We start from the raw sequence: 12,060 nt of genomic DNA, 5'->3' as shown, positions 1-12,060 counted from the left end.
CAATTTATGAAGAGATTAGGATTAATAGATATAGGTTCCAATACTATAAGACTTGTTATTTTTGAATACTCTAAAGATACAGGTTTAAATGAACTACAAAACGTTAAAACACCAGCACGTTTGAGTCAATATTTAGAAGAAGATAAAACAATGAATAAAGATGGAATCAATATTTTAGTAGAAACTTTAAATAGTTTTAAAAAAGTTGCCGAAAAATTTCAAGTGGAAGAACTTGTCCCTGCAGCTACAGCAGCAGTAAGACAATCTAAAAATATAAATGAAATTATTAAAAGTGTAAAAGACAAAACGAATCTCGATATTGAAATTATTCCAGAACAAGATGAGGCGTTTTACGGATTTTATGCAGCAACACATACTTTAAATATAAATAATGGTATTACAGTTGATATAGGTGGTGGTTCAACAGAAATAACTTATTTTGAAGATAAAAAGTTAAAAAAGGCAATAAGTTTTCCTTTTGGTGTTGTAACTTTAGAGAAAATGTTTTTCGCTGATAAAGATCATAATGATAAAAATGCGATAAAAAAATGTGAGAAGTATGTTAAAGAACAGTTTGAATCTGAAAAATGGATAAAAGATAAAAACGTTCCTATTATTGGAATTGGTGGATCTGCCCGAAATAATGCGCGTATACATCAGTCTTTAAATAATTATCCAATTGCTGGTGTACATGGGTATGACATGACTAAAAAAGGGCTTGAAGAAGTGTTTGATGTCTTGAAAAAATCTGATAAAAATGAATTAAAAGATTTAGATGGTTTAAGTAGAGACCGTACAGATATCATTTTACCTAGTTCTATTGTTTTTAATACATTATACGATATCTCAGATGCAAAACGTTTTACGTTCTCAAGAAAAGGTCTACGTGAAGGTTTAGTGATGACAAGAATTAAAGAAGAATTTCCAAAGGCATTTAATAAAAATAATGTCACAAGTGATGCATTAAAACATATAGCAAATGAATATAATATCAATGCTTCAAACGGTAAACAACGCATGAAATTAGCTGAAGATTTGTTAAATAAATTAGAAGAAATCACTAGCTTCAAAATTTCAAAAGAAGATAGAGAAATATTTAAAGAAGCGGCAAATTTATATTATTTAGGTTCATTTATTGATGCAGATTCTAGTTCACAACATACGTATTATATTATAGCCAATTCAAGTATTAATGGCTTATCGCATAAAGAAAGGGTTAAATTAGCACTTTTGGCAAGTTTTAAAAACAAGACATTATTAAAGTTTTATATAAAGGGGACGCCTTGGTTTGATGATGAAGAAATCGAACTTATTCAAAAGCTTGGCGGCATCATTAAGTTTGCGCATGCTTTAAATGTTTCCAATACCGATTGCATCGAATCAATGGCATTAATTGAAAAGAAAAATGAATTTGAATTAAGAGCCAAATATGTTACAGACCCAATCGCTGAAGAATATCAATCTGATAGACAGAAAAAACATTTAGAAAAGTTACTATCGAAAAAACTTAATATTATATTTACACAAGATTAATAAACTTACGTTTAAATGAAGTAGTGTGATTTTATAATCTTGATTGGAAATTTGTAAAGGGTGAGATAATTATGGAAGCACAAGCGGAACAATTTTATTTAGACAATCCAGAATATTACAACAACCGAGAATTAAGTTGGCTAGACTTTAATTATCGTGTTCTTGAGGAAGCAATTGATCCTAACAATCCTTTATTAGAACAGTTGAAATTTTTAGCAATTCATAGTTCTAATTTAGATGAATTTTTTATGGTTAGAGTAGCGGGGTTGAAAGACCAAGTTAAGATGAATTTTAATGAACCAGAGAATAAAGCGCAATTGACACCTAAAGAACAACTTATCGGCATTGAAAAGAAAAATAGAGTGAACGTCGAGCTTCAATATAAGCGATTTAATGAATTAAAAGATTTGTTAAAGAGTTATAAAATATTTATTACACAACCAGAAAGATTGACAGAACCTTTAATTGAGCAACTTCAACATCAATTTAACACTGAAATATTACCAACACTTTCACCGTTAGGGATAGATGCATACAGGCCATTCCCAAAATTAAATAATAAAATGTTGAATTTGTTTGTAGATATTAGGTTAAATGATGGTGAAATTAGATCGGCAATCGTACCCGTTCCAACATTATTAGATAGAATTATTAAGTTAGAACATGAAGGCATTAAATATATTGTATTTCTTGAAGATGTCATTTCATTATTTATTGAACAATTATTTAATGGATATGAAGTGATTAATACGTACACATTTAGGGTGACAAGAAATGCAGATTTAACAATTCATGAAGAAGGTGCAGAAGATTTATTAATAGAAATAGAACGATTTTTAAAAGAAAGAAAAAGTGGTGCAGCAGTACGACTTGAAATTGATAGTAGACATATAGATTCAGAAGTGAAGAGTATTTTCTTAATGAATGAACTTGAGTTATCAAATGAAGATATATACAGAGTTAATGGTCCACTAGATTTAACAGTGTTATTCTCTCTTGTAGGACAATTAGAAGATTTATTCCCAGAACTATTATTTAAACCTTATACACCACAATTACCTTCCTCATTAAGTAAAAATAATGTTTTTGAATTAGCATTGGAAAGAGATGTATTTTTCCATCATCCGTATGAATCTTTTGAGCCGATTGTTGAATTTATAAAAGAAGCTTCAGAAGATCCAGATACACTTGCTATTAAGCAAACACTTTACCGTGTGAGTAGTGATTCTCCGATCATTCAGGCTTTAAAAAATGCAGCTGAAAATGGTAAACAAGTTACAGTACTTGTTGAATTGAAAGCGCGTTTTGATGAAGAAAACAACGTTCAGTGGGCGAGAATGTTGGAGGATGCAGGTTGTAATGTTATATATGGTATGACATTCCTTAAAACACATAGTAAAATTACACTAGTTATTAAGAAAGTTAAAGGAAAAGTGACACCTTTCGTTCATTTAGGAACAGGAAATTACAATGATAAGACAGCTAAGATATATACTGATATGGGAATTATTACGACAAACCCTAAAATAGGGCAAGATGCGATTAACTTCTTTAATTATTTAAGTGGTTATTCATTAAAGCCTGATTATAATGAGCTAATCGTTGCGCCATTTGAAATACGAGATTTCTTTGTTGAACATATTGAACAAGAAATGAAGTCTCATAAAGAATATGGCAATGGTCTCATTATCGCTAAAATGAATTCGTTAACAGATAAAAAAGTAATTAAAAAATTATTTGAAGCATCACATTGTGGTGTTAAAATCAAACTGATTATTCGTGGTATTTGTTGTCTTAAACCAGGTATTAAAGGTGTAAGTGAAAATATCGAAGTAATCAGTATTGTAGGTCGATTTTTAGAACACTCAAGAATCTATTATTTCTACCATAATGGACAAGAAAAAATGTATCTTTCTTCAGCTGATATGATGACAAGAAATATGATTAAACGTGTTGAAATATTATTCCCAGTATTAGATCCTAATTTAGTTAAACGTTTAAAAGGTATTGTTGATTTACAACTCAATGATGGACTAAAAGGTCGTATTCAAAATAATGAAGGTGTATATCAATACAATGATGCAGGGAATAAACATATGAACTCACAAGAAATGTTAATGGATGAGGCAATGTTAGCAGGGAAAGAAATGAGAAAGTCTCATTTAAATATAGGGAGACCTGTAACGAGTAAAAGAAGTAACTTAATTAATAAATTTAAAGAAAGATTAAAGCGATAAATAGCTAAAGCCAACAAAGTTAAAGCTTTGTTGGCTTTTTTAGTTATTTAATCGTCTAACGTAACTGAAATCATTTCATCTTTAAATGGATGTTCGAATTCTATTTTATAGCTGTGTAATTTTAATTTTCTCAGTTTACTATTGTTATAGAGTGGGTCACCGACAACTGGATGTCCAATTTCTGCAAGGTGGACACGAATTTGGTGTGTTCTACCCGTATCTAATTTTAATTCTACTTCTGCCGTATGTTCATCAATCATATGACTTTCAAGTATATGTGTGATAGCACGTTGACCTGTTGGTGATACACGTCTTTTGTTTGGATGGAACTTGTCTTTACCAATTGGCATATCAATTGTTTGTGGTTTAAGTGGTAATAAACTATCAACTTGAGCTTTATATGTTCTTGTAATTTCTCTATCTTCTAACATACGATCTAATATTTTTTTAGCGATAGGGTGTTTTGCGACTAACAATAATCCAACAGTTTCTTGGTCAAGTCTATGAACAGGTTCAGCATAGTCTGAATCTAAAGTATAGATTACGTGATTCATAAGTGTGTTTGCTTCTTTTAAATCGTTTGGATGTGTCTTTACACCTTTAGGTTTAACGACAATTGCTAAGTATTCATCTTCGTATTTAATTTCAGCTAATCGGTAACTAGAAACATATTGGCTTGATTCGTCAAATAATGGAATATTGAGTTTATCTCCGGCATTTACTGTATTTCTTAATGTACATGCTTCGTCATTTATCGTAAGTTCTTTTGACATTCTTAAAAGGTGAAGTTCTTTCTTTGGTAGATGTAAAGATTTAAACATCTCTTCGATTGTTTGACCTTCAAATTTTGATGGTATTGTAATTTGCATAGCGTCCTCCAGGAATATTTCTCTCAAAATCGGGAAAAATTATATTATAACAAAAAATAAGTTATAATTATTATAACAAGAAAAAGAGATAAGGAGTATGTTTCATGTCAAAATCAATCGATAATAATGAATTTAACGTTAGTATTAATACTAGACAGATGACTTTTGATGATATTGATGAAGTTATTGAATTACAGTCTAAATGTTTTCCAGGGATGGAACCGTGGGAAAGAGGTCATCTTGAAAGTCACTTAAGAATGTTTCCGAGAGGACAAATTGTTGTAGAATTTGAAGGTGAAATTATAGGTTCATGTTCTTCTCTTATCATCAATTTTGATGAATATGATGATAGACATACTTGGGATAGTATTACGAATAATGGTTATATTACAAACCATAATGATCACGGTCACAATTTATATGGTATTGAAGTTATGGTTCATCCTGATTATAGAGGTATGAAAGTTGGCGCAAGACTGTATGAAGCTCGTAGAGAAATTGCTTATGAATTAAACTTAAAGAGTATTATTATAGGCGGTAGAATTCCTAACTATCATCAATATAGTGATGAATTAACACCTCGTGAATATGTACAAGGTGTCATTAAACATCGTATTAAAGATCCCGTATTAACATTTCAATTGATGAATGATTTTACGTTAATGCGTATTAATCCAAATTATTTAAATGATGATGTTAAAAGTATGAAATTTGCAACTTTGATGGAATGGAATAATCCTGATTACATAGCGAGAAGTAATGTTCATTTTAAAACAAGTGAACCTGTAAGAATATGTACAGTAAACTATATGATGCGTAAAATTAATTCATTTGAAGAGTTTGCAAACCAAATTGAATACTTTATTGACGTTGCATACGATGCGGATAGTGATTTTATCGTCTTTCCAGAATTGTTGACGACGCAATTAATGAGCTTTGATGAACAAAGTAATCCAGCAGAATCTATTAGAAAATTAACTACTTACACATCACAATATATTGAGATGTTCAATCAGTTTGCGATGAAATATAACATCAACATTATTGGTGGTTCTCATTTCGTTGAAGAAGGTGAAGATATTTATAATATTTCATATTTATTTAGACGAGATGGCTCTATCGAAAAACAATATAAAATCCATGTAACACCAAATGAAAGAAAATGGTGGGGTGTATCACCAGGTAATGGCGTTGAAGTATTCGATACTGATTGTGGTAAAATTGCGATTCAAATTTGTTACGATAGTGAATTCCCTGAAATGGCGAGAATTGCAATGGAAAAAGGTGCAAAAATTATATTTACACCATTCTCAACAGAAGATAGACAAAGTTATTTACGTGTAAAATATTGTTGCATGGCACGCGCTATAGAAAACCAACTTTACACAGTAACTTCAGGAACATGTGGTAACTTGCCACAAACTGAAAATATGGATATCCAATATAGTGCTTCAGCAATATATTCTCCTTCAGACTATGGTTTTGCTCGTGATGGTATCGTGAGTGAAACAGGTGAGAATTTAGAAATGGTTGCTATTGGCGAAGTTGACTTAGAAGTATTAAGAAGAGGTAGAGAAAACGGAACTGTTAGACATCTTAGAGATAGACGACATGACGTATATAATATTACGTATAATCAATAATAAAAAAGGTGATTGATATGGAAAAACCAACGCGTACAAGCCTTTTAAAAGAAATTGCAGAATTTTTAAATGAAGAGACTGAAATGTATAGTATGATGCATGGCGCACTTAAAAAATTAGTAAGCGGCAGTAACTTTCATACAGGTTGGATATTTTTTATTGATGAAGAAGGTAAACATGAACTTGTTGCTGAAGAAGCGTTACCGCCCGCTTTAACACATAATAGCTGCCAATACATGACAGAAGGTACGTGTTGGTGTGTAACAGCATATCAAAATAAAAAACTGACGAAAGCTTCAAATATTATTACATGTTCAAGAATTGTAAAAGCAACTAAAGAACATCATGACAAGACGGATGGCATTACACATCATGCAACTGTGCCACTTCGTTCTGGTAATGAACAGTTTGGATTGCTTAATATTGCGACACCAAATACGAAGCGTTATTCAGAAGAAGATTTAGAATTGTTAGAGTCTGTAGCATTTCAGATCGGCTCTGCTATTAAACGTATATTATTAACGGATCAAGAAAAAGAGGCAGCTCGTATAAATGAAAGAAATAGATTAGCGAGAGATTTACATGATTCTGTTAATCAAATGTTATTTTCTTTAAAAATTACTGCACATGCTGCGAAAAGTCTTGATGATCAAGAAGCGGCTAAGAAAGCTTTTCAAACAATTGAAGAGACGAGTCAAAGTGCTGTCAATGAAATGAGAGCACTAATATGGCAACTTAAACCGATAGGATTGGAACAAGGTTTAATATCAGCTATTAAACAATATAGCCAGTTAATTCATATTGAACCTGATTTCGAAGTTGAAGGGCTTATTGATTTGCCGAATACAATTGAAGAGAATGTTTATCGCATTATTCAAGAATCATTAAATAATATTCATAAACACTCAGGTGTAAATAGTGCGAAAATATTTCTAGAACAAAATAAAAATACGTTTAAATTTAAAATTGTGGATAACGGTAAAGGATTTGAAAGCCAAGATTTAGACAACAAGCTATCTCACGGTTTGAGAAATATTAAACAACGTGTTCAAGGTATGAAGGGACATGTAGATATCAAATCAAAATTGAATGAAGGAACAGAAATTCTGATTTCTATTCCACTTTAAATGTTAGGAGTATCACACATGAGTTATAATATAATCTTAGTAGATGACCATCATATTGTGCGACAAGGATTAAGTTTCTTACTAGATACTGTTCCAGATTTCAAAATACAAGCTGATTTCTCAAGTGGCGTGTTATTGCTAGAATACTTAGAACAACACGAATCACCAGATATCGTTCTTTTAGATTTAGTTATGCCTGATATGAATGGCATTGAAATTACAAGTATCATGAAGAAGAAATACCCAAACATAAAGATATTAGTTTTAACAAGCTTTTATGATGAAGAACATGTCATATCAGCAATTGATAAAGGTGCAGATGGTTATGAAATTAAAGATGTAGAACCTGATTCACTTATTCAAACAATTAGATCTGTATTAAATGGTGAGAAGAAAATTCATCCAAAAGTACAGTCTGTTATTTCTGAAAGTGAACGGAAACCACATAGAGAAAATAAATTATCAAAAAGAGAACTTGAAGTACTAGCAGAATTGGTGAAAGGTAAGACGAATAAAGAAATTGCAGAAACACTATTTGTATCTGAAAAAACTATCAAAACACATGTCAGTCATATACTAAATAAATTAAAAGTATCAGACAGAACACAAGCTGCCGTTTATGCAATGGAACACCAATTATTAATTTAATTACAGATATAATATTTTTACGAGTAAGTATTGTCATATTCAATACTTACTCGTTTTTATGTAAAATCACAAAAATAAATTTACAAAATGAAAGCACTTAAAGTATAATATGTTACATGGGAGAAATGATTTTACTTACTTTATAGGGGGTAGTTTAATATGAAAGTCAGGAAAAACTTAACTTTAAAAATTGTTATCGCTTTAGTATTAGGTATAACAGTTGGTTCGATTTTTAATATGTTTGCCGGAACGAGTTTCGTTCAAGGTACAAATCAATACGTATTTAATGTAATTGGTCAAATATTCCTTAACCTCATATTCATGCTTGTAGTACCAGTCGTATTTGTTTCAATTGTATTAGGGGTTATTGGCGTAGGTGATCCAAAATTACTAGGTGGTATAGGATTAAAAACCGTTACATTCTTCTTATGTACTACGGCAATTGCGATTACTATCGCAATGTTACTTGCTTTAGTATTTAAACCAGGTGTTGGTCAATCAGATTTATTAAATAGTGATGATGTTAAAAAATATGGTGCTGAACAAAAAGCTAAATCATCAGATCAAGCTGCACCAGAAAATCAAACATTTGATCAAACATTGATTAATTTGTTCCCACAAAATCCAATGAAATCTATGGTGGAACAAGATATGTTACCAATTATTACATTTGCAATCTTTATTGGTGTAGGAATGATTGCACTTGGTAGTAAGGTTGAAGCGGTGAAAAAAGTCTTCGAGCAGACCAATGATATACTCATGTATATCGTTACTATGATTATGAATTACTTCGCACCAATTGGTACATTTGGACTAGTTGCAACAGCTTTTACAAACGCAGGATTTGGCGCAATTAAACAACTTGGTATGTACTTCTTTGTTGTATTATTAGCGTTAGCAGTGCACTTCTTTGTGATCTATGGTGGGGCTGTTAAATTATTAGCAGGTAAGAATCCTTTCTGGTTCTTCAAAAAGTTCTTCCCAGCTATGACAGTTGGCTTTAGTTCATCAAGTTCAAACGCAACATTACCTATCTCTTTGGAATGTACTAAAGAAATGGGTGTGAGAAAAGAAATTAGTTCATTTGTTCAACCATTAGGTGCTACGATAAATATGGATGGAACAGCTATTATGCAAGGTGTCGCAACGATATTTATAGCTCAAGTATCAGGTATCGATTTAACAATTATGCAAATGGTAACTGTTGTCGTTGTTGCTGTTATTGCTTCAATTGGTACTGCAGGTGTTCCTGGTGTTGGCCTTGTTATGTTAGCAATGGTACTGACTTCAGTCGGATTAGACCCCGCAGCAATAGGTATTATTTTAGGTATAGATAGATTGTTAGATATGACAAGAACTTCTGTAAATATTACTGGAGATGCTGCATGTGCACTAATTTTATCTGAAAGAGAAAAGTCAAAATTTGTAAAAGAATAAACAATTTAGTGTATTAAAGGGGTAAATTGATATTAAATTCAATTTACCTCTTTTAATTTGGTTAAAAATGTATTATGATGTTACTTGTGCTTGAAAAAATCGTGTATTTTTGCAACATATTAAATCAATTAATATAAATATTAAAAAGAAAGGTAGATATAGATGGATAAACAAACATTTACAACAATAATCCAAACAAAATTCAAAATGGTTCGTATTGAGGCTGGATACACTCAAGATACTATGGCGAATACAGTAGGATTATCTAAGAAAACTTTAGTGCAAATTGAAAAAGAGAGAGTATTACCTAACTGGACGACATGTGTATCAATTTGTGCATTATTCAGAGATTCAGATGTTTTAAATACTACTTTTGGTTGTGACCCATTAGAAGTTATTCAAATCATATCTCGTCATCATTGTGCATATCCAAACCATGACAATACTAGCGATATTTACTGGGTAACACTTGATGCTAAATCTGGCTATATTTTACAATCTAATAAAAAATCAGATCTTTACAGAGTATTAAACGAAGAACGTCAGCCAATCTTCGGTACTGCGAAAAAACGTGAAGCAGAAACTTATTTCTTACGTAAAACGCAATCATTATTTGTTTAAAATTTGTATAATATTTGTTAAAAGCTACTTCTTAGATTATTCTAAAGAAGTAGCTTTTTTAGAAGGAGAATTTCCATGACAACAATTATAACCGTATTTAGTATGATGGTAATTGGTGCGTTAATAGGTGGATTTACAAACTTTATCGCAATTAAAATGTTATTTCATCCTTACCATGAAATTAGATGGTTTGGATATAAATTACCGTTCACACCAGGCTTAATACCAAAAAGAAGAAATGAATTATCAGAAAAAGTAGGTGAGATGGTTACTAAACATCTCTTAACACCTGAAGTATTTAAAGAAAAACTTGTGAATCCAAGTACGAAGAAAGTACTTGAAGACACGATAAAAGTTCAATTTAATACTTTAAAAGAGAAAAAATATACGATTCAAAACTTTGTGGATCGAATTGATTATCCACTAGAAGAGAAATTAAATGAAACGATCAAATCTACTATTAAAGAAAAGATTGATCAATATTATGCTTCTCATAAGAATGACGACATTAAATCACTCATTCCAGAAGAAATACTTGAACAATTAAATATTCAACTGAATCGTGTAACACCAGAAATTTTAACAAAAATTGATGAATATTTAGTATCTGAAAAAGGTGAACAAGATATTCATTCAATGGTTGAAGAATTTTTTGAACAAAAAGGTAGAATGGTCGGCATGATTCAAATGTTTATGACAACGGAAGATATTGTATATAGAGTTAAAAAAGAACTCAGAAATGTCATTAAACAAGAAAAAATCAAAAATATGATTGATCTGCAAGTGCATAATCAATACGACAAATGGATGGCTAAACCTTTACAAGAAGTTTTAACAGATGAAAGAAAAGAAAAAGCCAAAACATTATTCGCAACAGAAATTACAGAATCTATTAATGTTAATAAATATTTAAACACACCTTTAGATGAACTCGTTCCAAACTTATTTGTATATATGGAAGGAAGAGGAACAGAAAGATTTATTGATTATATGATTGGTAAAGTTGGCGATAATATTAGCTTAATTTTAGAAAGAATGAAATTAGCAGAATTGATTAAAGATCAAATTGACCGATTTGAATTATCTTATTTAGAAAAATTAGTCATAGAAATCTCTAATAAAGAATTAAAATTAATTACATTATTAGGCTTTGTATTAGGTGGAATTATTGGATTATTACAAGGAATAATCGCTATTTTTGTATAAGACTTAGAATTATGATACAGTATTATTGGAATTGATTTTCTAATACATTTATTTATTATAGGAGCGAATTAATTATGGCAGAAGTAAACATTTACGACAAAGCGAATGAACTAGAACAAACTTTACGTGCAAGTGAAGAATATAACAAAATTAAAGAACAATATGAAAAAGTTAATGCAAACCCAGAAACAAAAAAATTATTCGATGAATTCCGTGAAATTCAATTAGAATTACAAACTAAACAAATGCAAGGCGAAGAAATTTCAGAAGTAGATATTGCTAGAGCTCAAAAATCTGCTCAAGAAATTGAACAAAACGAAACAATTGCTGAATTAATGCAAGCTGAACAAGCAATGAGTCAATTAATTCAAGATTTAAACCGTGTTATCATGAAACCATTAGAAGATATCTACGGTAGCCTTGAAGAAAACCAAGGTTAATTAACTTTTATGAGTCGACAAAGTCATTCGATTTTGTCGGCTTTTTTTGTGGAAATTTTTATTAAGGATTATATATGGTGGGGAATGATGATGAGTGGAGGCTGTTATTTGCAGTTTTGGTGAGAAGTGCAAATACTGAGTACGTTAGTAACACTTCGGCAGAGATTTGTAATTAAGGCGGTCTATAGTAACACTTCGGTTGAGTTTTGGAATATGTCCATATAATTGTGTAATAAAAAAAGAGCCATATATAGCTCACTTTAGTACAATGTAATCGACTAAGAAAAAATTGTAGAGGT

Annotated in this window: 10 protein-coding genes; 9 read left to right on the top strand and 1 reads right to left on the bottom strand. The window is 30.8% G+C overall.

Annotated elements, in window-relative coordinates:
- Nucleotides 1–6: 6 nt before the first annotated feature.
- Together ppx and LQ693_RS10230 are read left to right on the top strand one after the other, a co-directional pair.
- Nucleotides 7–1,533 (top strand): exopolyphosphatase, encoded by a 1,527-nt coding sequence (gene ppx, locus LQ693_RS10235; protein WP_103361118.1) that lies wholly within the window; start codon nt 7–9, stop codon nt 1,531–1,533.
- A 71-nt stretch (nt 1,534–1,604) separates the two neighbouring features.
- The gene (locus tag LQ693_RS10230) at nt 1,605–3,770 is read left to right on the top strand and encodes an RNA degradosome polyphosphate kinase (RefSeq protein WP_107565473.1); all 2,166 of its coding nucleotides are present in this window, start codon (nt 1,605–1,607) and stop codon (nt 3,768–3,770) included.
- 47 nt (nt 3,771–3,817) lie between these two features.
- Here LQ693_RS10230 and LQ693_RS10225 read toward each other — a convergent pair whose 3' ends face one another.
- Nucleotides 3,818–4,639, bottom strand: coding sequence for an RluA family pseudouridine synthase (locus LQ693_RS10225; RefSeq protein WP_107634154.1), 822 nt, complete (start codon nt 4,637–4,639; stop codon nt 3,818–3,820).
- A 104-nt stretch (nt 4,640–4,743) separates the two neighbouring features.
- Here LQ693_RS10225 and LQ693_RS10220 point away from each other — a divergent pair, with 104 nt between their 5' ends.
- From LQ693_RS10220 to LQ693_RS10190, 7 genes are all read left to right on the top strand, one after another.
- Nucleotides 4,744–6,282 (top strand): bifunctional GNAT family N-acetyltransferase/carbon-nitrogen hydrolase family protein, encoded by a 1,539-nt coding sequence (locus tag LQ693_RS10220; RefSeq protein ID WP_107565471.1) that lies wholly within the window; start codon nt 4,744–4,746, stop codon nt 6,280–6,282.
- 17 nt (nt 6,283–6,299) lie between these two features.
- Nucleotides 6,300–7,409 (top strand): GAF domain-containing sensor histidine kinase, encoded by a 1,110-nt coding sequence (locus LQ693_RS10215; protein WP_239703199.1) that lies wholly within the window; start codon nt 6,300–6,302, stop codon nt 7,407–7,409.
- 18 nt (nt 7,410–7,427) lie between these two features.
- The gene (locus LQ693_RS10210; protein WP_025904807.1) at nt 7,428–8,057 is read left to right on the top strand and encodes a response regulator; all 630 of its coding nucleotides are present in this window, start codon (nt 7,428–7,430) and stop codon (nt 8,055–8,057) included.
- A gap of 159 nt (nt 8,058–8,216) precedes the next feature.
- Nucleotides 8,217–9,494: a dicarboxylate/amino acid:cation symporter gene (locus tag LQ693_RS10205; protein ID WP_107572929.1), complete on the top strand. Its 1,278-nt coding sequence runs from the start codon at nt 8,217–8,219 to the stop codon at nt 9,492–9,494.
- Nucleotides 9,495–9,656: 162 nt separating this feature from the next.
- A complete protein-coding gene (gene xdrA, locus LQ693_RS10200) occupies nt 9,657–10,115 on the top strand; it encodes an XRE family transcriptional regulator XdrA (protein ID WP_025904809.1) in 459 nt (152 codons plus the stop codon).
- A gap of 75 nt (nt 10,116–10,190) precedes the next feature.
- On the top strand, nt 10,191–11,321 hold the full coding sequence (locus LQ693_RS10195) for a DUF445 domain-containing protein (RefSeq protein ID WP_025904810.1): 1,131 nt from the start codon (nt 10,191–10,193) through the stop codon (nt 11,319–11,321).
- Nucleotides 11,322–11,395: 74 nt separating this feature from the next.
- Nucleotides 11,396–11,761 carry a YlbF/YmcA family competence regulator gene (locus tag LQ693_RS10190; protein ID WP_025904811.1) on the top strand — a complete coding sequence of 122 codons (366 nt, stop codon included), beginning with the start codon at nt 11,396–11,398 and terminating at the stop codon, nt 11,759–11,761.
- Nucleotides 11,762–12,060: the final 299 nt, after the last annotated feature.

The organism is Mammaliicoccus sp. B-M6 (genome assembly GCF_022386965.1).
GTDB classification, from domain to species: Bacteria; Bacillota; Bacilli; order Staphylococcales; family Staphylococcaceae; genus Mammaliicoccus; species Mammaliicoccus sciuri_A.
This window is presented reverse-complemented; position numbering and strand designations above follow the sequence as displayed.